Origin of the sequence: Azospirillum aestuarii (genome assembly GCF_016632405.1) — a bacterium.
GTDB classification, from domain to species: Bacteria; Pseudomonadota; Alphaproteobacteria; order Azospirillales; family Azospirillaceae; genus Azospirillum; species Azospirillum aestuarii.
Window position 1 is genome coordinate 1 of the sequence record NZ_JAEPIV010000003.1, and the last position, 20643, is coordinate 20643.

Sequence of the window (20643 nt, forward strand, 5' to 3'; positions counted from 1 at the left end):
CATGGCGGTTGTCGAATACCATGGACGTCGAGTTCCGCATCGAGGCCGTGGAGGAGGCGATGGCGCGGCACGGACGGCCGGACATCTTCAACACCGATCAGGGCAGCCAGTTCACCAGCCCGCGCTTCACCGGGCTCTTGACCGCGGCCGGCATTCGGGTGTCGATGGACGGGCGCGGCCGGTGGATGGACAACGTCTTCATCGAACGGCTGTGGCGATCGATGAAATACGAGTGCGTCTACCTCCACGCCTTCGAAACGGGCAGCGAGGCCAGGGCCGGGATCGGCCGCTGGATCGATTACTACAACGCCGACCGCCCGCACTCGGCGCTCGGCGGCAGAACCCCGGACGAGGCCTACCAGGGCACATCGGACCGGATCAGATTGGCGGCATGACACGAACCTGAACCAAGCTTATTCCAACCGCAAATCTGTCCGGGAAACGGGGACCAGCTCATTGTAGGCTTGTGCCTACATCTCGTGTAGCGCGAGTCGTCTTTATGTAGTATTGTACCATCATCGTAGTGGATGGGGTGCATAGCATGGGCCGAATGATGTCCAGCAGAGAGTTCAACCAAAACCCAAGCGAAGCGAAGCGAGCAGCCGAAGATGGCCCGGTGATCGTCACGGATCGCGGCGAACCGGCCTTCGTACTTCTGCGTTACGACACCTATCAGCGCTTGTCGGGTGAACAGGGTGGCTCCATCGTCGAGATGCTGCGCCAGGACGACGCCGGGGCCGATTTCGACTTCGAGCCGCCGCGCATCGGCGACATCGCCCGGCCGGCGGTGCTGGACTGATGTTCCTGCTCGACACCAACGCCATTTCCGAACTGCGGCGGCCGGCGCGGACCAACCCTGGCCTTCTCGCCTGGGCGGGCGGCGTGCCGCCGGCCGACCTGTTCATCTCCGCCATCACCTTGTTCGAGATCGAGCTGGGTGCCGGCCAGGTCGGCCGCAGGGATGCCGCGCAAGGGGCGGTGCTGCGCAGTTGGATCGACACCCAGGTAATGCCGGCCTTTAGAGGCCGCATCCTGCCGGTGGATGCAGAAGTGGCGCAGCGCTGCGCGACGCTCCACGTTCCTGACCCACGGCCACAGGGCGACAGCCTGATCGCGGCCACCGCGCTGGTTCATCGCTTGACCGTGGTGACCCGCAACGTGCGTGATTTCGAGCCGATGGGCGTTCCGTTGCTCAACCCCTGGAGCAACAGCTGACACCCTTCCGCCTTTCCAGAAACCGCCGGTTTGGCACCCTTCCGCTCCCCCTGGACAGCCCCTTACCCGCCCCCACGGTAGGGGCTTGTCGCGCAGAAGACCAGAAGAGGAGGCAACCCTATGCTCCGCAAAATCCCCGGCACCGCGCTGTCCTGGACCACCATGCGGGACTGGTTGGCGCTCGTGTACGCGGTCTGCGGCCCGATCCGCGCCAGGTCGCGCGAACACGCCCGTCGCGAAAGGCTTTGCCGATCGCTGACCATCGCCAACATTCGCGCGTGCCTCGATGTCGAGACACTGGAGGAGGCGGCCGACCTGTTCGACCGGTCCCGGTACAACAATGCCCACCTGCATCACGGACCCTTCCGCTCTCTGACCCGAGCGGAGTGTGCCGAGCGCATGGTGGAGTGCCACAACCAAGCGCACCGCATCCGTTCCGGAGCGGCCTTCCGAGAGAGGATGCCGGGTCCGCGCTTCGACCCGGCCCGCACGCCCATGCGCGCGCTGGACCGGCTGCTTCAGACGCACCCCGACCTCGCCGTGGTCGAGGCGCTGCGTGCCGAAAAGCGACGCCGCTTCGAACACCGGGCCCAGCCGTCCCCCATGGCCGCCTGATCGTCCAACTGACCTCACTAAGACGTTGGCGCATAAGGCGAATACGTGAGTCGGGTCAGTTTTATTGTAGAAGTGCCGGAATCAGGTCAGTCTTATTGTGGAAGCGGGGTCACGCCAGTTCGGGAAAACTCAGCCTTTTCAGCATGTTAATAGGGTCAGTCTATCTGTGGCCTGACATGAGGTTGTCGGGCCACAGATAGACTGACCCTGAACCACACACGAATTGACCCTGAAACCACAATAAGACTGACCCGGAGACGGCCCGCTTCGGCGTCGCGCCAGCACTCGTTGGATGGCCGCTGACCGGCCTCCTCTCGCCGCAGATCGCGCTATGAAACGGGCGGCGCGACGGAAGGGAGCAGGCCGTCATGAGAATGATCGGCGAGTGCCCCCTTCTTCCCGAACCGGGTTCTGTGATCGAGATTGCGCGCGGGTTCACGGGACGCGGAGGGCACGATGGAGGATGGTGTCGGACTTCATCCCAGGCTTGAAGTCATGGATGAAGGCAGGCCGCATCGGCGGGTCTCGGCTGCATCACTCCAGAGCGGGCCAAGCTTCGGGCCGCATAACACGCTGTCCATTCTCCCAGGGGAAGCTCACCTCAGCCATTGCCCAGCATCGCGTGCACCTGGGCGATGAACTGGTCGATGGCGATGGGCTTGCTCAATAGCCGTGTGCGCGGCCCGAGTGCTTCCTTGTCCGTGGCTGCGTTGCCGGCATAGCCGGTCAGGAACAGCACTTTCAGCTCCGGCCGCATTGACCGGGCCGTTTCCGCGATCTGCTGTCCGCTGATGCCGGGCAGGCCAATATCCGTCACCAGCAGGTCGATCCCCGTCGGGGAGGCGAGGATGGTCAAGGCTGCATTTCCATCTTCTGCCTCCAGGACTGTCGAACCCTGCTCCCGGAGCGCCTCCACAAGCAGCATGCGGACAATCGCTTCGTCCTCCACCACCAAAACCGTTCCCGTCACCGGCGGCGGCGGCTGATCGGGTGCCTTTTCGGGGGTGGGTTCCGCCTTCTCCGCACCCTGATGGCGGGGCAGGTACAGCTTCACGGACGTTCCCTGTCCCACCGCGCTGTCGATGCGGACGCATCCGCCCGACTGCCGGACAAAGCCGTAGATCTGACTGAGCCCCAGGCCGGTTCCCTGGCCAACGGGCTTCGTCGTGAAGAACGGTTCGAAGGCACGGGCGAGAACCTCCGGCGGCATGCCGGTGCCGGTGTCGGCCACATCGAGCAGCACATAGTTGCCAGGCTGCATTCCGGCTTCCAAAGCCACCGCAGCCTCGTCCAGATGGGTGTTGGCGCCGCGAACGGTGAGTCGTCCGCCATCGGGCATCGCGTCGCGGGCGTTGATGGCCAGATTCAACAGCGCGGCCTCGACCTGATTGGCGTCCGCCCAGATCGGCCACAGTTCGGGAGCCAGCCGCGTCTCAACCCGGACCGCTTCGCCGACCGAGCGTTCGATCAGGTCCCGAAGCTCATCCACAAGCGCCTTCAAATCGGTGCGCTCGGGTTTGAGGGGCTGTCGGCGCGCGAAGGCCAACAGCCTCCGTGTCAGGGCTGTTGCCCGGTCGATCGAGGTCCGGGCGGCGGTCACATACGGTTCGATGTCGCCTCGCCCGGCGGCGAGCCGCCGTTCGATGGTCTCCAGGCTGCCGCCGATGGCTTGGAGCAGATTGTTGAAGTCGTGTGCGATGCCGCCGGTCAGTTGCCCCACCGCCTCCATCTTCTGGGCCTGGAAGAGGGCCGCACGGGTTTCCTCCAGAGCTTCCTGCGCCTTCTTGCGCTCCGTGATATCGCGGGTGACTTTGGCAAAACCGATCAGGTTTCCGTTGGTATCCCTGATCGCATCGATGACGACGCTGGCCCAGAAACGGGTGCCATCCTTGCGGAGCCGCCAGCCTTCGGTTTCGAATTTCCCGGTCTGCTCCGCGGTGCGCAGCCCCTGCATGGGCATGCCGACAGCCCGATCCTCGTCGGTGTAGAAGCGCGAAAAGTGCTCCCCGATGATCTCCTCGGCGGCATAGCCCTTCATGCGCTGGGCACCGGCGTTCCAGTTCGTGACATGCCCGGTCGTATCGAGCATGAAGATCGCGTAGTCGATCACTCCCTGGACCAGCAGGCGGAAGCGCGCCTCGCTCTGCCGCAGGGCCTCCTGGGCCTGCTTGCGCTCGGTGATGTCGCGCGTGACCTTGGCAAATCCAACCAGGTTGCCGCCGTCGTCCCGGATCGGATCGATGAGGACGTGGGCCCAGAAGCGCGTGCCGTCCTTGCGAACCCGCCAACCTTCCGCTTCGAATTTTCCTTCGGTCAAGGCGATGGTGAGCGCCCGCTGCGGCACTCCGGCTTGTTGATCGTTCTCGGTGTAGAAGCGGGAGAAGTGCTGGCCGATGATTTCCGCGGCCGCGTACCCCTTGAACCGCTGCGCACCCGGGTTCCAGCTGGTCACGACCCCATGTGCATCGAGCATGTAGATGGCGTAATCGCGAACGCTGTTGACGAGCAGCTCGAATCGCCGCTCGCCGGACAGCGACTGCCCGCCAACGCCGGTCGACGACTCAATCTCCACCAGGATTCTCCAAAGACTCTGAATGATGGTTGGCACTCTATCGCTGTTGGTGACACCACTCAACGAAACCAGCCTCAGGGAAACCCAAGGCTGTCCACTATGACCTGTGGCCGCTTGTCCGGCGGGCGGCCTTCTGTATAGTCCAGCCCATTCAGTGTCTAAGCCTTCGTGCTTCCGGTCGGCGGACGCCGCATCGCCAGCACGAAGGGACCAGATCGCCATGGCGATGCCAAGGGAAGCGCGGCAGAGAGCAAGGCTGACGATGGGAGTGAATGCGGTGCTGGGAGCGAACCGGAGGCGAGGGTCTTGCGGCGGCTTCTGAAGACCAACCGTCCGCTCCGGCGCATCGGCGCGCTCGGTGGGATCGTGCTGGCGGCCCTGTGCGGCGGTACCGCGATGATGATGGATCGGCTGCATGACGAGACGGTGGCCGAGGCCACGCTCGGCCTGCGCACGCTCAACGCTTCGCTGGCAGAGCAGACGCTGCGCGCAATCGAAGGCATCGAACTCACCGTCAGCGGAGTCGTCGAACAGATCCCCGCCGACAACCGGCGCAACGCCGACGCCTTCAAGCGGCTGGAAGCCGACCACGAAACCCATGAATTCTTGAAAGCCAGGGCGTCCAGCCTGCCGCAGCTTGAGGCTCTGAGCTTGATCGCCGCCGACGGCACGCTGGTCAACTTCACCCGCCAGTTCCCGGCTCCGCCACACGACCTGTCGCAGCGCGACTACTTCCTGGCGCTCAAGGACACCGATCCCGGGCGCGTTTACGTCAGCCGACCGGTGAAGAGTGTCGCCACCCAGGAATGGACCCTCTACATCGCCCGCCGCGTGAACGATCCCGATGGCGGGTTGGCTGGTCTGGTCGTGGGGGCCATCCGCCTGTCCTATTTCGAGCAATTCTACCGTAGCCTGCATGTGACGCCGGGCAGCGGCATCAGCCTGTGGTGGCGCGACGGCATGCTGCTGGCGCGCTACCCGGCGTTGCCGGACAAGGTCGGGACCATCGCCATCAGCCCCGGCGTCGCCGAACAGGTGGCAAACCACTCGGCCGGCACCTACGAGACGCCGCAGTCGGTCGACGGCGAGGACCGCATCCTGTCCTTCCTGTCCTTGCGCAACTACCCGCTGGTCGTCGGCGTAAGCCGGACACGGGGAGAAATCCTGGCCCGCTGGCATCACCAGGCGCAGATCATCGCCGCCGCCGGGCTGCTCAGCGCGGTGACGCTTACCCTGATGCTGTGGGCGATGGCGCGCCAGTTCTTCGCGTATGAAACCGCCAACCGCGCGCTCCAGGAGCGGCAGCAGGCGGTCGAGGCGCGCAATGTGGCGGAGGAGCATGTTCGCCAACTGCAGAAGATGGAGGCGCTGGGCCAGCTGACCGGCGGGGTGGCTCACGACTTCAACAACCTGCTGCAGGCGGTGCGCTCAAGCCTGCATCTGCTGGAGGGCAGCGGCGAGGTGGTGGAGGCGGAGAGCCGCCGGGCGCTGCAGGTCGCATGCCAGGCGGTCGAGCGGGGCGCCACCCTGACCCAACATCTGCTGGCCTTCGCCCGCCGCCAACGGCTGGCCCCGGCGCCCGTCGACCTCGGTGCCCAGGTGGCGGGGATGGTCACGCTGCTGGAGCGCACTCTGGGCAGTGCCATCCGCATCCGCATCGACCGGGAAGGCGACGTGCCGCCAGCCCTGGTCGATCCCCACCAGTTCGACATCGCCCTGCTGAACCTTGCGATCAACGCCCGCGACGCCATGCCCGGCGGGGGCACCCTGACCATCGTCATCGCCAGCCTGTCGGTGGGGGAGGAGACCAAGGGAGGAAACGAGGGAGAGGCGAAGGAAATGGGCGTCTCGCCCACCCTGGCACCGGGCGAATACGTCGCGGTGACGGTACGCGACAGCGGGGCCGGGATGCCGCGGGATGTGCTGGCCCGTGCCTTCGAACCCTTCTTCACCACCAAACCGGTCGGCCAGGGCAGCGGGCTGGGGCTGAGCATGGTGCACGGCCTGACCGCCCAGTCGGGCGGCGGCATCCGCCTGGAAAGTCACCTTGGGCTCGGCACCGCGGTGACGCTGTATCTGCCCCATGCCCCGGCCGACAGCCGATCCGAGGCTCAAGACGCCGCCACCGCCGCGGTTCCCCTTGCCGCGCCCCTCACCGCCGCCTCCGACGGACCGCCGGTCGGCATCTCTCACGTGCTGCTGGTGGAGGACGACGCCCTGGTTCGCATGGCCAACGCCGCAGTGCTGGCAGAGGCCGGCATGGTGGTGACCGAGGCCGCCACCGGGGAGGAAGCCTTGGCGCTGCTGGAGGCGGACGGCGACCTGGGCATCCTGGTCACCGACTTCGCCATGCCCGGCATGACCGGCGCCGACCTTGCCCGTCTTGCCCGCCGCCATCGCCCCGGCCTGCCGGTCCTGATCGTCACCGGCTATGCCGAGAAGGCGGCACTCCAGGATCTCGGTCGCGAACCCGGTATTCGCATCCTATCCAAACCGATCCCGCCGACCGCCCTGATCGGGCATATCTCAGCGGTGCTGTAGCGAGTGTGCCGATTTGGGTCGCGGCCATGGGCATGGTACCGGTCGCGCCCCTGGTGGAGCGGCTGACCGGCGACGGGACCAACGACCGAACCGAAATCCACGTAGCTGTGCGTGAACCGGAGATACAACCGGATCGCGTGCTGGATCAGGGCGGGAGGGAACTGATGGCGGGCATACGAGATCGGCGATGCCCGAGCAGGATAACGCCATGACGGCGCGTCTGCACCGTTCTCGCGACAACGCCGGTAAGCCCTACTGCGACGACCCATTCCGGGCTCGACTCCCTTGCGCGCTTCGTCGGTGCGATGATCGAGGGCATGTCCGTGCAGGCGCAGAACGGCGCGTCCACCAAGGCGCTGTCGTCACTTGCCCACCATGCCGTCGCCGAGATCGAGCGGCGCCGCGCGCAGCGCTTCTTCCCTGTCCACGCCGCGCTGTTCCACTCCCGCGGCGAACTCCACCTCAGGGCGGAGGGGGTTCAAGGGAGCCGGTCACGCCTTACCGCTCCCAGGCGCGGACGATGGCGTCGATGGTGCCGTCCCGTTTGAGCTTTTCGTAGGCCGCCTGCAATCGCTCGGCCTTCACGGCTCTCAACTTCGGGACGGACATGAAGCGCGGCACCATGGCCAGCGGTTTGGGAAGGATCTTGACGGAACTCGCCCGGCCCTCGCTCTCGGCAAGATATTTGAGCACCTGCAGGTCGCCGGCGATGGCATCGACACGGCCGAGAAGCAGGCGCCGGAAGGACACGACGTTGCTGCTGCTGCGGACCTTCTCGAACAGGGACGATTTGTCGAACTCGGGGGTGTACTCGAAGCCCTCGACGACGCCGATCCGCAGACCTTGCAGGTCGTCGATCCGCGTGTAGGTGATCTCCGAGGTGCTGCGGACCATGAGCACGGTCGCCCCGACACGATAGGGACCGATCAGATGGCCACGCTCCAACCGGCGCGGCGACGTGAAGAATTGGAAGGCGACATCCACCTCGTTCTCGTCGTGCGCGCGCACCACCTCAGGCCATGCCATGGGGCGATGAACCGGATAGACGCCGATGTCCTTCAGCATGGCATCGACGATCTCCGTGTCCATCCCCGTTCGCTTGCCGCGCTCGGTGAAATTGTATGGCGGGAAATAGTCTTCGGAGGCGACCGTCCAGTTCTCCGCGCGCGCCGGGGCCGAAGCCAGAAGCAAGGCGGCGACCATCAATCGCGCCACAGTCGCCAAACACGCGCGCAGCCTCGTCCTCATCAACCGTCTCCACTCAGTTCCTGAAATCGCGCGCACGACCGTTCACGCAGCGGCACGGCGAAGGGTGGCCGCCGCGTGTCGCCGGGCACCGCGTACAGGGCAATAGGATTGTCCTCAATGGGAAAAGAGCGGGCGGGTGTGATAACGCTCCGGCGGATGCGGAGGTCGACCGTTCCAGCGGACCGATGGGACCGGCCCCGCCCAGGAAGGCGGAACCGGTCCCACTCACTCAACCCAGGCCGGTCACGCGGCGGAGCGCAAACGCATCGCCCCGACCAGATCCTCGATGCTCACGATCGGCATGCCGTGACGCTCGGCGAAGGCCACCAGTTCGGGCAGGCGGGCCATGGTGCCGTCCGGGTTCATCACCTCGCACAGCACCCCCGCGGGACGGCGCCCGGCCAGGGTGGTCAGCTCGATGGTCGCCTCGGTGTGGCCGCGCCGCGCCGCCAAACCTCCGGCGTGCGCCCGGATCGGGAAGACGTGGCCGGGCCGGGCGAGGTCCTCCGGCCGGCAGCCGTCGGCGATGGCGGTGCGGATGGTGGTCACCCGGTCCGCCGCCGACACGCCCGTGCTCACACCCTCCCGCGCCTCGATGGAGACGGTGAAGGCGGTGCCGAAGCGCGCGGTGTTCGCCCCCACCATGGGCGGCAGGTCGAGGCGGCGCGCGTCGGCGTCGGTCAGGATCAGGCAGACGATCCCCGACCCTTCGCGGATCAGCAGGGCCATCTGCTCGGCGGTGATGGTCTCGGCGGCGTAGATCACGTCGCCTTCGTTCTCGCGGTCCTCGTCATCCACGACGACGACCCCGCCACCCTGGCGGATGGCCTCCACGGCACGGGCGACCCGCTCCTCGGCGGTACCGAAACGGTCGAGAAGGCCGGTGGAGGGTTGGTTGCTGGCAAAGGTCTGATTCACGGTTCTCACTCCGGTTGGGGCGAGCCTGAATCAGGGCGCAAAGAGACATCCGGCGGCGCGCGGGATGCCCCACGCGGACCACCGTCGCAGGCCAACGCACGCGCCCCACGCCCAACGCCATGCGCAGCGGGCGGACCACGGTGATGACCGGCTCGTCCTCTTCCATCCGGACTGTAACCGTCGGCTCCGGCCTTGAACCGGATCTGCTGACCTCCCCGCCTGACGGCCGGGAGCGCTCGCGGGCTCCCCCTCTTGCGAGGGGCTACCGCCGGTCGGGATTTTCACCCTGCCCTGAGAACAAGCGTCTGATGCGCCGCCCCCGGCTGGGGACGGCACGGCCAGCGTCCCCCAGCGGGCCGGAAGAAGTCAAGACCGCTTTCCCCCGCCGACCGGCCCCTCCGTCCGGCGCAGCAGGTAATCCAGTCCGCCCAGCCGGTACCAGCGGTAGCCGTAAGGCTCCAGCACCAGGCGATGCCGCCCGTCCTCCTCAGGGTCGTTGTGGTCCTCCGCCAACAGATTGACCAGCCGCGGCGATTTTCCCTCGCCATCGACCGCCAGCGCGACCTCGTGCGGGCGGTCGTCGAGGTTGTGGACGACGAGCACCGAGTTGTTCCGCCAGTCGTAGCGGATCGCCAGCACGGCGTTCGATCCGGTGGGCAGCACCCGATAGTCGCCCCAACCGATTTCCGGGCATTCCTTGCGCATGCGGATGATGCGCTCGGTCCAGTTCAGCAGGGACGACGGCTCACGGCGCTGGTGGGCGGCGTTGATCCGTTCGTAGCCGTAGGCGCCGCCGCTGATGACCGGGTGCACGGGGTCGGCGGCCTTGGTGAAGCCGCCCTGCGGCTCGTCCGACCACTGCATCGGGGTGCGGGCGCAGTCGCGCTCCGGCAGGGACAGGTCGTCGCCCATGCCGATCTCGTCGCCGTAGCGCAGCACCGGCGTGCCCGGCAACGTGAACAGCAGGCTGTAGGCCAGTTCCAGCCAGCGCCGGTCGCCGTGCAGCATCGGGGCGAGCCGCCGCCGGATGCCGCGGTCGTAGAGCTGCATGTCCTTGTCCGGGCCGAAGGCGTCGAAGACGCGCTTGCGCTGCGCCTCGGTCAGGCGGCCGAGGTCCAGCTCGTCGTGGTTGCGCAGGAACAGGCCCCACTGGTTGCTGCTGGGGCGCGGCACCCGGGTGACGTCCAGGGCCTTGGCCAGCGGCCGCGTGTCCGCCGTGGCCAGCGCGTAGAACAGGGTCTGGTTGACCTGGAAATTGAAGACCATGTGCATGCGGTCGCCGTCGTCGCCGAAATACTCCTGGTCGATGTCCGGTAGCACATTGGCTTCCGCCAGCAGCACGGCGTCGCCGCACCGCCACTGCACGAATTCCCGGAAGGTGCGGAGCATGTCGAACTGCTGCTTGGGCTTCTTCACCTCCGGCCCCTTGGTCGCGATGACGAAGGGCACGGCGTCCATGCGGAAGCCCGACACGCCCAGCTCGATCCAGAAGCCCATCACCTTCAGCAGTTCGGCCTGCACCTCCGGGTTGGCGGTGTCCAGGTCCGGCTGGAACTCGTAGAAGCGGTGGAAGTAATAGGCACGGGCCTCCTTGTCCCAACTCCAGGTCGTCTTCTGCACGCCGGGAAAGACGACGCCCTCGTCGGCGTCGGACGGCTTCTTGTCCGACCAGACGTACCAGCTCCTGTAGGGGGACTCCGGGTCCTTGCGCGCCGCCTGGAACCAGGGGTGCTGGTCCGAGGTGTGGTTGACCACGAGGTCGATGATGAGGCGGATGCCGCGCTGCTTGCAGGCGTGGCTGAACTCGACGAAATCGCCCAGCGTGCCGTAACGCGGGTCGACGTTGTAGTAATCGGAAACGTCATAGCCGTGGTCCCGCATCGGCGACGGCTGGAACGGCCCCAGCCAGAGGCAGGTCACGCCCAGCCCCTGCAGATAGTCCAGCCGGCGCTGCAAGCCCTGGAAATCGCCGACGCCGTCGCCGTTGGCGTCCATGAAGCTGCCGACCGACAGGTTGTAGATGACCGCGTTCTTGTACCAGAGATCCTTGATCATGGCCCGCCCCGCCTTGGACGCGGCGCCCGCCGCCGCTCGTCCTAGGCCATAACAGGGCCGACCGGCCGAGGTCCCTCCGCCCTGCCGCGCCAACCGTAAGGGGTGTCCTACGCCCTTAGGAAAAAGGTTAATGTATAGTTAAGGTCACAAGAAAGCCTTCAATCCTGCCCGCATGATGTCCCCCAAGACGCACAGAACCAGGGGAATCGTGCCATGAAGCGTGCCATGCGCCAGAACGCGCCGCAGAATTCCGGGACGCAGACCACCACGACGCAGGCCGTCAGCTACGCCTACGGGAACAACGCCGGCGCCATGGCGGCGGCTCCCGCGGCGCCGGTTCCCACCAGCTTCGCCCCGGTGACCATCAACTACGCGGAAACGCGGGCGGACGGCGGGTTCGGCTGGGACGTGAAGTACGACCTCGCGTTCGACGGCACGGCCTTCACCGTGCAGACCCGCATCCACCTGACCGGCGATGACGCCGGCTCGATGAAGCAGGTGTGGGAGCAGGGCATCGAAGGGATCTGGGGCGACAAGTACAGCCTGTCGGACGGCACCGGCAGCTACGCCATCCGCTTCGACGTGCAGTTCGTGGCGGCCGGGAGCCAGCATTACAACGTGAATGTCAGCAACAGCTACGGGCGCTGCGACATGCTCAACTGGTGCACCCAGACCGACTGGGGCCCCGACTACCAGGACGAGCTGGCGGCCCACGAGTTCGGCCACATGATCGGCGCCTTCGACGAGTATGCGGGCGGGGCCACCTACGGCAACTTCGCCGCCACCGGCACCATCATGTCGGACCTGACCCCGACGCTGCGTCCCAACTACATGAACTCCATCGACTATTACGCCGAGCAGTTCACCGGCAAGAGCTTCCAGATCGTGGAGATCCCGAAGAACCTGACGCTGACCGGCAACACTTGGGCCGACAGCCTCTATGGCGGGGCCGGCGACGACACGCTGAGCGGGCTGAGCGGCAACGACCAGCTGTTCGGCGGTGCCGGCAACGACCTGCTGTGGGGCGATGCCGGAAACGACACGCTGCGCGGGCAGGCCGGCAACGACGCGCTGCACGGCGGCGCGGGCGCCGATCTGCTGATGGGGGACGAGGGGAACGACACGCTGTGGGGCGATGCCGGCAACGACACGCTGTGGGGCGGCGCCGGGGCGGACCTGTTCGTCTTCGCACGCGGCGGCGGGCAGGACCGCATCGCCGATTTCAGCGGCGCGCAGAACGACCGCATCCAGATCGCCTCCAACATGACCTACCGCCTGGGATCGGACGGCAAGGGCGGCGCTCTGCTCGACTTCGGCGGCGGCGACCGACTGACCCTGGCCGGGATTGCCCCGATCCAGGTCGCCTCGTCCTTCTTCACCTACGGCTGAGGCGACTCGCAGCGCAGGAAGTGGACGCGGGTGTCACCGTAGCGGCGCTCGTCCAGCTCCGTGAAGCCGGGCGGCAGGGGCAGCGGGTCGCGCCCGGCGACCTCGACCACCAGGACGGCGCCGGGGGCCAGCCAGCCGGCCTTGGCCAGCCCGGCCAGCGCCCGCGGCGCCAGATCCTGGCCATAGGGCGGGTCGAGGAAGGCCAGCGTGCAGGGGCGGCCCGGCGGAGGAGGCGGGCGGGTGGCGTCGGCGCGCAGGATCGCGGCGTTCGCCCCCTCCCCCAGCGCCGCGACGTTGGCCCGCAAGGCGTCCAGGGCGGCGCGGCCCAGGTCGAGGAAGCTGGCGTGGGCGGCCCCGCGGGACAGCGCCTCCAGCCCCAGGGCGCCGGTTCCGCAGAAGGCGTCCACGACGACGGCGCCCTCCAGCAGGTCGGCGCCGTCCGGCCCCCAGTCGGCGTGGGACAGGATGTTGAACAGGGATTCGCGGGTGCGGTCGGTGGTCGGCCGCGTGTCGCTCCCCGCCGGGGCGGCCAGCCGCCGCCCGCGGTGCTTACCGCCGACGATCCGCACGGGTCCGCTCCGGCCCCCGGCCACCGGACGCACCACCACCCGAGGCGCCGCCGCCGGATGCACCGCCAGCGCCACGGGGCTTCGGTCCAGGCTTGCCGCCGCCGCCGGGCTTGCCACCCTTCAGCGTCAACGTGCCGGGCTTGCCGCCGGGTTTGGCCGCGGACCTGGTGTTGGGATTGGCGTTGGGATTGGCGCTGGGCTTTCCAGTGGCGCGCCCCGCCGAAGCGGTGTTGGCGTCGCGCGGCTTGGCCGGGCCGCGCCGGTCGGACACGGTCTTCGGCTCCGCCTTGGCCCAGCCCTCTTTGGCGTCGCGCGGCTTGGACGCCTTGGCCGGAGCGGCGGGGCGGCCCTTGGCGCCTTCGGCACCGGCGCCCTCGTTCCTGGCGGCGGCCTTGGCGGCGGCGGTCTTCCCACCGCCCCTGGCCTTGCCATCCTCAGCCGGATCGGCGCCGGTGAAGAAGCGGGACACCTGCTCGCGCACGACGCGCTTCGGCACCTCCTCGACGGCGCTCTCCTCCAGCTTGCCGAGTTGGAAGGGGCCGTAGGCGACGCGGATCAGCCGGTTCACCTGGAGGTCCAGCGCCTCCATCACCTTGCGGATCTCGCGGTTCTTGCCTTCCTTCAGGCTGACGGTCAGCCAGGCGTTGCGGCCCTGGACGCGGTCCAGAACGGCTTCGATGGGACCGTACTTCACCCCCTCGATGGTCGGTCCCTTCGCCAGCTCGGCCAGCTTCACCTCGTTCACCTCGCCGAAGACGCGCACGCGGTAGCGGCGGGTCCAGCCGGTGGCCGGCAGTTCCAGGAAGCGGGCCAGTTCGCCGTCGTTGGTCAGCAGCAGCAGCCCTTCGGTCGTCAAGTCGAGCCGACCGACCGAGATGACGCGCGGCATGTCCGGCGGCAGCCGTTCGAAGACGGTGGTGCGTCCCTTCTCGTCGCGGGCGGTGGTGACCAGCCCGGACGGCTTGTAGTAGCGCCACAGCCGCGCCGGCTCCGGCTCGGGGATGACCTTGCCGTCCACCTGAACGACGTCGCCGGACCGCACAACGCAGGCCGGGCTGTCCAGGGTCGTGCCGTTGACGGCCACGCGGCCGTCGGTGATCCAGCGCTCGGCGTCGCGGCGCGAGCACAGGCCCGCGCGCGCCAGCCGCTTGGCGATGCGCTCGCCGGCATCGGGCTCGCCCGCATCCGCATCGGCGGCGCCGGGCATGGCTTTGGAATGTTCGAAATCGGGGGTGTCCATGGGCACGGACCATAGGGCTTGCAAGCCCCGCCCGCAACCCACGGCACGGGGTCCCCGCCGTTATTCTTCGAGGCGGAAGCCGACCTTCATCACCACCTGGAAGTGGGCGACCTTTCCACCGCTGACGTGGCCGCGAATTTCGCCCACCTCAAACCAGTCCACGTTCTTCAGTGTCTTGGACGCCCGCTCGATGCCGTTGCGGATGGCGTCGTCGATGGTGGTTTCGGCGGTGCCGACGATTTCCACCTTCTTGTAGACATGGTTGCTCATGGATGTCCTCCCTGTTTCGTCCGATGCTTAACAACGCCGGAGGGCGTTCCGCGGCTTGACGAAAACAGGGACCGCCGGGCAGGGTGCCCCGCATGAGCCGCCCCCCCTCCCCCATGAACATCGCCTTCGTCGAGGCCGAAGCCGCAGCATCCCGCGGGGAGGTGCCGGTGGGTGCCGTGCTGGTCGATCCGGCGACCGGCGCCGTGCTGGCCCGCGCCGGCAACCGGACCGAGGAGTTGAACGACCCCACCGCCCACGCCGAGGTGCTGGCGATCCGCGCCGCCTGCGCCGCCTTAGGCGAGCCGCGCCTGCCGGGCCTGGACCTGTATGTGACGTTGGAGCCCTGCGCGCTGTGCGCCACGGCGATCAGCTTCGCCCGGCTGCGGCGGGTCTATTTCGGCGCCTACGACCCCAAGGGCGGCGGGGTGGAGCACGGCCCCCGCTTCTACCGGCAGCCGACCTGCCACCACGCCCCGGAGGTCTACGGCGGCATCGACGAGACGCGGGCGGGGGAAATGCTGCGGGAATTCTTCAGGAGGCGGCGTTGAAGACACCCATCGCCCATACCCCATCTCATGGTACATTATCGGCATGGCCAGCGCCGATCCCGTCCTGACCCGATTCCGCGCCGCTCTCGACCGAGCCTACGGCGACCGTGTGGAGCGCGTCGTGCTGTTCGGATCGCGCGCCCGCGGCGATGCCCGGCCGGACTCCGATTACGACATCGCCGTGTTTCTGAAGGACATGCCGGATCGCTGGGACGAGGCCGACCGCATCGCGGACATCGCGTCCGCCGTGATGGAGGACACTGGCGTCTTCATCCACGCCATGCCGTACCGGGCCGGTTCCTACGCCGACCGCACACCTCTGATGCACGAGATGCGTCGCGAAGGGCGAGACCTGTGAGTCCGGAAGCCTCTGGTTATCTGGACAAAGCCCGCCAGTGCCTTGGCTATGCCCGCATCAATCTGACGGTCGATTTGGGCAACGACGCAGGCCGCAATGCCTACCTCGCGGCCTTCCACGCGGCGCAGTCCCTGATCTTTGAGCGAACCGGAAAAGTCGCGAAAACCCACCAGGGCGTTCATGCCGAGTTCACCCGGCTGACCAAGGACGACCCCCGCCTGCCCGCGGAGGTTCGTCGCTTCCTGGCTCAAGCCTACAACCTGAAGGCTGTGGCCGATTACGAGCTTGGTCCGGAGTCCATCCTGCCGCTGGAGCGGGCGGCGAAGGCCGTGGTGAACGCCGAAACCTTCGTCGACGGCGTCACGGACCTTCTCATTCCCTCCGCGGAACAGCAGGGATAGGCGCCGTCAGCGCCCCACCGCCCGCCAGCCGATGTCGCGGCGGCAGAAGCCGTCCGGCCAATCCAGCGCGTCCACGCCCTGGTAGGCGCGCTTCTGCGCCTCGGCCACGGTCGGCGCCTTGGCGGTCACGCCCAGGACGCGCCCGCCGGTGGACAGCACCCGCCCACCGTCCGCCAGCTTCGTGCCGGCGTGGAAGACGGTCACGCCCTCCACCGCGTTGGCGGCCTCGAAACCCCTGATCTCCGTGTTCTTCACGTAGTCGCCGGGGTAGCCGTTCGCCGCCATGACGACGCACAACGCCGTCTCGTCGTGCCAGCGCAGGTCAATGTTCTTCAACTGGCCGTCCGCCGCCGCGATCAGGGCGGCCAGCGCGTCGGACTTCAGGCGCATCATCAGCGTCTGGCATTCCGGGTCGCCGAAGCGGACGTTGAACTCCAGCGTCTTCGGCACCGGCTTGCCGTCGGCGTCCTTGCCGATCATCAGGCCGGCGAACAGCACGCCCTTGAAGGGGCGCCCCTCCGCCGCCATGCCCTTGACGGTCGGCTCGACGATCTCGCGCATCACGCGGGCCTGGAGATCCGGGGTCAGCGCCGGGGCCGGGGAATAGGCGCCCATGCCGCCGGTGTTCGGACCGGTGTCGCCGTCGCCCACCGCCTTGTGGTCCTGGGCCGAGGCCAGCGGCAGCGCCGACTCGCCGTCGCACAGCGCGAAGAAGCTGACTTCCTCGCCGTCCAGGAACTCCTCGACCACCACCTCGGCCCCGGCGGCGCCGAAGCGGCCCTCGACCAGGGCCTCGTCGATGGCGGCGAAGGCCTCCTCCTCGGTGCGGGCGACGGTCACGCCCTTGCCGGCGGCCAGCCCGTCGGCCTTGACCACGATGGGGGCGCCGTTCTTGCGGACGAAATCCTTGGCGGCCTCGACGTCCTTGAAGCGGCCATAGGCGGCGGTCGGCACGCCGTACTTGGCCAGGATGTCCTTCATGAATCCCTTGGAGCCCTCAAGCTCCGCCGCCGCCGCGCTGGGACCGAAGGCCTTGATGCCGAGGGCGGTCAGCTTGTCGACGAGGCCGAGCACCAGCGGCCCTTCCGGCCCGACGACCACGAAGTCGATGGCCTTGTCCTGGGCGAAGCGGACAAGAGCGTCCACGTCCTCGGCGCCGATGGCGACGCATTCGGCCACGTCCGCGATGCCGGCGTTGCCCGGCGCGCAGTAGAGCGTGTCGCACAGCGGCGAGTTCTGAATGGCCCAGCACAGCGCATGCTCGCGCCCACCCGACCCGACCACCAGGACTTTCATGGCACCTCGTCCTTCCACGCTTGTTGCCGACACCGCGCCTTGTATCATGGTGCCGCCATGACTCAAGACCTTGATATGACCTCTCCGCTGATCGCCCCAGAGCCGCGCCCCGGCTCGAACCTGCCGGAATTCTCGGTGGGCGACCTCGCCCGGCGCCTGAAGCGCAGCATCGAGGAGGAGTTCGGCTTCGTCCGCGTGCGCGGCGAGATCTCCCAGCCCAAGCGCCACAGCTCCGGCCACTGTTACCTCCGCCTGAAGGACGACACGGCGGTGATCGAGGCGGTGTGCTGGCGCGGCACCGCGTCGAAGCTGGCCATCCAGCCGGCGGAGGGGCTGGAGGTCATCGTCACCGGGCGCATGACGACCTACCCCGGACGCTCGCAATACCAGCTCATCATCGAGTCGATGGAGCTGGCCGGCGAGGGCGCCCTCCTGAAGATGCTGGAGGAGCGCAAGAAGCGCCTCGCGGCGGAGGGGTTGTTCGACGCCGGGCGCAAGAAGCCCATCCCCTTCCTGCCCGACGTGATCGGCGTCGTCACCTCCCCCACCGGGGCGGTCATCCGCGACATCCTGCACCGGCTGCACGACCGTTTCCCGCGCCGGGTCCTGCTCTGGCCGGTCGCCGTGCAGGGCGAGCGGGCGGCGGCAGAGGTCACCGCGGCGATCGAGGGCTTCAACCGCATCGCCCCCGGCGGCCCGGTGCCGCGCCCCGATTTGCTGATCGTGGCGCGCGGCGGCGGCTCGCTGGAGGACCTGATGGCCTTCAACGAGGAGAATGTCGTCCGCGCGACGGCGGCCAGCCGCATCCCGCTGATCTCGGCGGTCGGGCACGAGACGGACACCACCCTGATCGACTTCGCGTCCGACCGCCGCGCCCCCACCCCCACCGCGGCGGCGGAGATGGCCGTTCCGGTGCGGGCGGAGCTGCTGGCCCAGGTGCTGGACGACGAGCGTCGCATGGTCGGCGCCGCCACCCGCCTGCTGGCCGAGCGGCGGACGCGGGTGGAGGGGCTGGCCCGTGGCCTTGGCGACCCGCGCGCCCTGCTGGAAAGCCACGCCCAGCGGCTGGACGACCGGGCGGAGCGGCTGGCGCTGGCCGCCGCCGCCCTGCTCGACCGCCGCCGCACCCGCCTGAACGAAATGGGCGCCGCGTTGCGTCACCCGCGGGAGAAGCTGGCGGAGGCCGGGCAACGGCTGGCGTCGGAGTCCCGCGCGCTCGACGGCGCGCTGCGCTACGCCGTCGTCGCCGCGCGGGGCCAGTATGAGCGGGTGAGCGGGCGGCTGACGCTCGGCCCGATCCGGGTGAAGTTCGGCGACGGCAGCCGGCGGCTGTCCGACCTGACGCCGCGGCTCGACCGCAGTTACGGCAAGGCGGTGGAGGACCGCGCGGCGAGGCTGGCGGCGGTGGGGCAGCTTCTGGAAAGCTATTCCTACAAGGGCGTCCTGGAGCGCGGCTTCGCTCTGGTGCAATCCGGCGACGGCAAGCCGCTGACCAGGGCCGCTCAGGCCACGCCGGGACTGGCGGTGTCGCTGGTCTTCGCCGATGGCCAAGCCGCCGCGACGGTGGACGGCGGGCCGTCGGAAAAGCCCGTTCCACCGCCCACGAAGCCGAACAAGGTCAAACCGGAGGCAAGAAAAACGCCAAAGGCGCCGACCCAAGGCTCCCTGTTCTGAGAGCGGGTCGGCACCAGAGGGACATCAGCGGTGCCCGCCACTCCAGCCCTTCCACCGATTCACTGTCTCAATCAGCGCCGGCGGGGGGGACAGGGAGCGTTGTCGCTTCGATGGCACCCGATGCCTTGTCACGGGGTTGGGCTATACTCAAGAATAAACTGATACAATGCATCCGCCGCGTCGTCCGGATTGGCAGGAAGATTGAGGGAGAAAATGACCTTCGCATCACCGCCAAGGCCACTGCACTTGGGCAAGGTCTTACCGATCTTGCTGACGTAGGTTTCTCCCGTCTTCTGCGCGCACTCCTTCAAAAGCAGCAGATACTTCGCCTTGCTGTCGTTCATGAGCTGAATGCTGGACTTCACCGCCTTGTCCCAACTGGCGAAATCCCGGTAATTGTCCATCATCGGATTGTAGCCATCGCCTCCGGAATATGTCGTCTCGGAGGAACCACGGATCGCGAGTTCAAACCGTTCGATCTTTCCGGCAAGCGTCGCCTTGTTCGCTTCATAGCTCGTCTTCATCGGACTCTCCGCCATCAATAAGGAGGCCTCCCTGAGGGAGGCCTATGTCGATGACGCCTGTCCTGATGAATCTGTGACGTGGGCTCCTCGTATCTGACCAGTGTATCTGGCCATGGAACTTGGTCAGACTGCCCCGGCAAAGGTCCAGCGGGTCGTCTCGCCGCTGCGGAAGGGCAGCACGGCCTCGCCGTCGGCGGTCAGCACGATGTCCGGCGTCGTGGAGGGGGTGCGCTCCAGAACCACCTTGTCCTCGTTGACCGGCAGGCCGTAGAAGCGCGGGCCGTTCAGGCTGGCGAAGGCCTCCAGCTTGTCCAGCGCGCCCGCCTCCTCGAAAGCCTCGGCGTAGAGTTCCATGGCGTTGGCGGCGGTGAAGCAGCCGGCGCAGCCGCAGGCGCTCTCCTTGGCGGTCACCGTGTGCGGGGCGGTGTCGGTGCCCAGGAAGAACGGCCCCTCGCCCGAGGTCGCCGCCTCGACCAGCGCCACGCGGTGCGTCTCGCGCTTGGCGATGGGCAAGCAGTAGAGGTGCGGACGGATGCCGCCGGCGAACAGGTGGCTGCGGTTGATCAGCAGGTGATGCGCGGTGATGGTCGCCCCGACCCGGCCCGAGGCGGCGTGCTCGCGCACGAAGGCCACGGCCTCCGCGGTGGTCGCGTGCTCCAGCACCACGCGCAACGCCTTGTAACGCTCAAGCAGCGGGCCGAGGGTGCGCTCGATGAAGACGGCCTCGCGGTCGAAGATGTCGACATGGGCGTCGGTCACCTCGCCGTGGATCAGCAGGGGCATGCCGATCTCCGCCATGCGCTCCAGCACCGGGGCGATCTTGCCGAGGTCGGTCACGCCGTGGGCGCTGTTGGTGGTGGCGTTGGCCGGGTAGAGCTTGGCGGCGGCGAACACGCCGTCCTCGAACCCCTGGGCCAGATCCTCGGCGTCGGTGCCGTCCGTCAGATAGGCGGTCATCAGCGGCGTAAAGGCGTGGCCCTCCGGCAGGGCGGCCAGGATGCGCTCCCGGTAGGCCACGGCGTCGGCCGTACGGGTCACCGGCGGCTTCAGGTTCGGCATGATGATGGCGCGGCCGAACTGGTGAGCGGTGAAGGGCAGCACCGCCTTCAGCATGGCGCCGTCGCGCAGGTGCACATGCCAGTCGTCGGGACGGCGAAGGACGAGACGGTCGGTGGGCATGGCGGCTCCGGCACGGATGTATGGGGGTTTG

At 67.8% G+C, this 20643-nt stretch carries 20 protein-coding genes and 1 riboswitch; of the genes, 10 read left to right on the top strand and 10 right to left on the bottom strand.

Going from position 1 to position 20643, the window contains the following annotated elements; translation table 11 throughout:
• The 4 genes from JJL56_RS09320 to JJL56_RS09335 form a co-directional block, all read left to right on the top strand.
• On the top strand, positions 1 to 395 hold a 395-nt coding region (locus JJL56_RS09320; RefSeq protein ID WP_200484995.1), incomplete at its 5' end, for an integrase core domain-containing protein.
• A 158-nt stretch (positions 396 to 553) separates the two neighbouring features.
• A complete protein-coding gene (locus JJL56_RS09325) occupies positions 554 to 799 on the top strand; it encodes a type II toxin-antitoxin system Phd/YefM family antitoxin (RefSeq protein WP_247891013.1) in 246 nt (81 codons plus the stop codon).
• A complete protein-coding gene (locus JJL56_RS09330; protein WP_145626718.1) occupies positions 799 to 1215 on the top strand; it encodes a type II toxin-antitoxin system VapC family toxin in 417 nt (138 codons plus the stop codon). The genes JJL56_RS09325 and JJL56_RS09330 overlap by 1 nt, the downstream gene beginning before the upstream one ends.
• 120 nt (positions 1216 to 1335) lie before the next feature.
• A complete protein-coding gene (locus JJL56_RS09335) occupies positions 1336 to 1830 on the top strand; it encodes a hypothetical protein (protein WP_200484996.1) in 495 nt (164 codons plus the stop codon).
• Between the two features lie 601 nt (positions 1831 to 2431).
• Here JJL56_RS09335 and JJL56_RS09340 read toward each other — a convergent pair.
• Positions 2432 to 4402 (bottom strand): hybrid sensor histidine kinase/response regulator, encoded by a 1971-nt coding sequence (locus JJL56_RS09340; protein WP_345772560.1) that lies wholly within the window; start codon positions 4400 to 4402, stop codon positions 2432 to 2434.
• Between the two features lie 306 nt (positions 4403 to 4708).
• Here JJL56_RS09340 and JJL56_RS09345 point away from each other — a divergent pair, with 306 nt between their 5' ends.
• The gene (locus JJL56_RS09345; RefSeq protein ID WP_247889382.1) at positions 4709 to 6943 is read left to right on the top strand and encodes a hybrid sensor histidine kinase/response regulator; all 2235 of its coding nucleotides are present in this window, start codon (positions 4709 to 4711) and stop codon (positions 6941 to 6943) included.
• Positions 6944 to 7441: 498 nt separating this feature from the next.
• Here the strand turns inward: JJL56_RS09345 and JJL56_RS09350 are convergent, their stop codons facing one another.
• The 3 genes from JJL56_RS09350 to JJL56_RS09360 form a co-directional block, all read right to left on the bottom strand.
• Positions 7442 to 8146, bottom strand: coding sequence for a substrate-binding periplasmic protein (locus tag JJL56_RS09350; protein WP_247891002.1), 705 nt, complete (start codon positions 8144 to 8146; stop codon positions 7442 to 7444).
• Between the two features lie 288 nt (positions 8147 to 8434).
• Positions 8435 to 9109, bottom strand: a complete 675-nt coding sequence (ribB, locus tag JJL56_RS09355) for a 3,4-dihydroxy-2-butanone-4-phosphate synthase (RefSeq protein WP_200484998.1) — start codon at positions 9107 to 9109, stop codon at positions 8435 to 8437.
• 150 nt (positions 9110 to 9259) lie between these two features.
• Positions 9260 to 9412, bottom strand: a riboswitch (FMN riboswitch).
• A 63-nt stretch (positions 9413 to 9475) separates the two neighbouring features.
• On the bottom strand, positions 9476 to 11164 hold the full coding sequence (locus JJL56_RS09360) for an alpha-amylase family protein (RefSeq protein ID WP_145624959.1): 1689 nt from the start codon (positions 11162 to 11164) through the stop codon (positions 9476 to 9478).
• 213 nt (positions 11165 to 11377) lie between these two features.
• Here JJL56_RS09360 and JJL56_RS09365 point away from each other — a divergent pair, with 213 nt between their 5' ends.
• Positions 11378 to 12553: a calcium-binding protein gene (locus JJL56_RS09365; RefSeq protein WP_200484999.1), complete on the top strand. Its 1176-nt coding sequence runs from the start codon at positions 11378 to 11380 to the stop codon at positions 12551 to 12553.
• Here JJL56_RS09365 and rsmD read toward each other — a convergent pair.
• Genes rsmD through JJL56_RS09380 form a run of 3 tightly spaced genes read right to left on the bottom strand, consistent with a single transcriptional unit; the run spans position 12544 to position 14632 of the window.
• Positions 12544 to 13122 (bottom strand): 16S rRNA (guanine(966)-N(2))-methyltransferase RsmD, encoded by a 579-nt coding sequence (gene rsmD, locus JJL56_RS09370; protein ID WP_145624961.1) that lies wholly within the window; start codon positions 13120 to 13122, stop codon positions 12544 to 12546. The genes JJL56_RS09365 and rsmD overlap by 10 nt on opposite strands.
• Positions 13103 to 14362, bottom strand: coding sequence for a pseudouridine synthase (locus JJL56_RS33655; protein ID WP_282188926.1), 1260 nt, complete (start codon positions 14360 to 14362; stop codon positions 13103 to 13105). Before JJL56_RS33655 ends, rsmD begins: the two co-directional genes overlap by 20 nt.
• Positions 14363 to 14422: 60 nt before the next feature.
• Positions 14423 to 14632 (bottom strand): dodecin, encoded by a 210-nt coding sequence (locus tag JJL56_RS09380; RefSeq protein ID WP_014239544.1) that lies wholly within the window; start codon positions 14630 to 14632, stop codon positions 14423 to 14425.
• Positions 14633 to 14745: 113 nt separating this feature from the next.
• Between JJL56_RS09380 and JJL56_RS09385 the strand changes: the two genes are divergently transcribed.
• From JJL56_RS09385 to JJL56_RS09395, 3 genes are read left to right on the top strand one after another with little or no spacing between them, the layout of a single operon-like run.
• The gene (locus JJL56_RS09385) at positions 14746 to 15180 is read left to right on the top strand and encodes a nucleoside deaminase (protein ID WP_200485150.1); all 435 of its coding nucleotides are present in this window, start codon (positions 14746 to 14748) and stop codon (positions 15178 to 15180) included.
• A gap of 43 nt (positions 15181 to 15223) precedes the next feature.
• Positions 15224 to 15538 carry a nucleotidyltransferase domain-containing protein gene (locus JJL56_RS09390; protein ID WP_200485000.1) on the top strand — a complete coding sequence of 105 codons (315 nt, stop codon included), beginning with the start codon at positions 15224 to 15226 and terminating at the stop codon, positions 15536 to 15538.
• Positions 15535 to 15939: a HEPN domain-containing protein gene (locus JJL56_RS09395; protein ID WP_200485001.1), complete on the top strand. Its 405-nt coding sequence runs from the start codon at positions 15535 to 15537 to the stop codon at positions 15937 to 15939. The genes JJL56_RS09390 and JJL56_RS09395 overlap by 4 nt, the downstream gene beginning before the upstream one ends.
• 6 nt (positions 15940 to 15945) lie before the next feature.
• Here the strand turns inward: JJL56_RS09395 and purD are convergent, their stop codons facing one another.
• The gene (purD, locus tag JJL56_RS09400; protein WP_200485002.1) at positions 15946 to 17235 is read right to left on the bottom strand and encodes a phosphoribosylamine--glycine ligase; all 1290 of its coding nucleotides are present in this window, start codon (positions 17233 to 17235) and stop codon (positions 15946 to 15948) included.
• Between the two features lie 75 nt (positions 17236 to 17310).
• On the opposite strand from purD, the gene xseA reads away from it, so the two are divergent.
• Positions 17311 to 18909 (top strand): exodeoxyribonuclease VII large subunit, encoded by a 1599-nt coding sequence (gene xseA, locus JJL56_RS09405; RefSeq protein ID WP_200485003.1) that lies wholly within the window; start codon positions 17311 to 17313, stop codon positions 18907 to 18909.
• Positions 18910 to 19037: 128 nt separating this feature from the next.
• Here xseA and JJL56_RS09410 read toward each other — a convergent pair whose 3' ends face one another.
• Positions 19038 to 19433: a hypothetical protein gene (locus JJL56_RS09410; RefSeq protein WP_200485004.1), complete on the bottom strand. Its 396-nt coding sequence runs from the start codon at positions 19431 to 19433 to the stop codon at positions 19038 to 19040.
• Between the two features lie 123 nt (positions 19434 to 19556).
• The gene (pyrC, locus tag JJL56_RS09415) at positions 19557 to 20612 is read right to left on the bottom strand and encodes a dihydroorotase (protein ID WP_200485005.1); all 1056 of its coding nucleotides are present in this window, start codon (positions 20610 to 20612) and stop codon (positions 19557 to 19559) included.
• Positions 20613 to 20643: the final 31 nt, after the last annotated feature.

Coding starts and splice junctions, on each gene's coding strand:
- JJL56_RS09325 (WP_247891013.1), top strand. CDS start 554: ATGTCCAGCAGAGAGTTCAACCAAAACCCAAGCGAAGCGAAGCGAGCA.
- JJL56_RS09330 (WP_145626718.1), top strand. CDS start 799: ATGTTCCTGCTCGACACCAACGCCATTTCCGAACTGCGGCGGCCGGCG.
- JJL56_RS09335 (WP_200484996.1), top strand. CDS start 1,336: ATGCTCCGCAAAATCCCCGGCACCGCGCTGTCCTGGACCACCATGCGG.
- JJL56_RS09350 (WP_247891002.1), bottom strand. CDS start 8,146: ATGGTCGCCGCCTTGCTTCTGGCTTCGGCCCCGGCGCGCGCGGAGAAC.
- JJL56_RS09360 (WP_145624959.1), bottom strand. CDS start 11,164: ATGATCAAGGATCTCTGGTACAAGAACGCGGTCATCTACAACCTGTCG.
- JJL56_RS09365 (WP_200484999.1), top strand. CDS start 11,378: ATGAAGCGTGCCATGCGCCAGAACGCGCCGCAGAATTCCGGGACGCAG.
- JJL56_RS33655 (WP_282188926.1), bottom strand. CDS start 14,362: ATGGACACCCCCGATTTCGAACATTCCAAAGCCATGCCCGGCGCCGCC.
- JJL56_RS09380 (WP_014239544.1), bottom strand. CDS start 14,632: ATGAGCAACCATGTCTACAAGAAGGTGGAAATCGTCGGCACCGCCGAA.
- JJL56_RS09385 (WP_200485150.1), top strand. CDS start 14,746: ATGAACATCGCCTTCGTCGAGGCCGAAGCCGCAGCATCCCGCGGGGAG.
- JJL56_RS09390 (WP_200485000.1), top strand. CDS start 15,224: ATGGCCAGCGCCGATCCCGTCCTGACCCGATTCCGCGCCGCTCTCGAC.
- purD (WP_200485002.1), bottom strand. CDS start 17,235: ATGAAAGTCCTGGTGGTCGGGTCGGGTGGGCGCGAGCATGCGCTGTGC.
- xseA (WP_200485003.1), top strand. CDS start 17,311: ATGACCTCTCCGCTGATCGCCCCAGAGCCGCGCCCCGGCTCGAACCTG.
- JJL56_RS09410 (WP_200485004.1), bottom strand. CDS start 19,433: ATGAAGACGAGCTATGAAGCGAACAAGGCGACGCTTGCCGGAAAGATC.
- pyrC (WP_200485005.1), bottom strand. CDS start 20,612: ATGCCCACCGACCGTCTCGTCCTTCGCCGTCCCGACGACTGGCATGTG.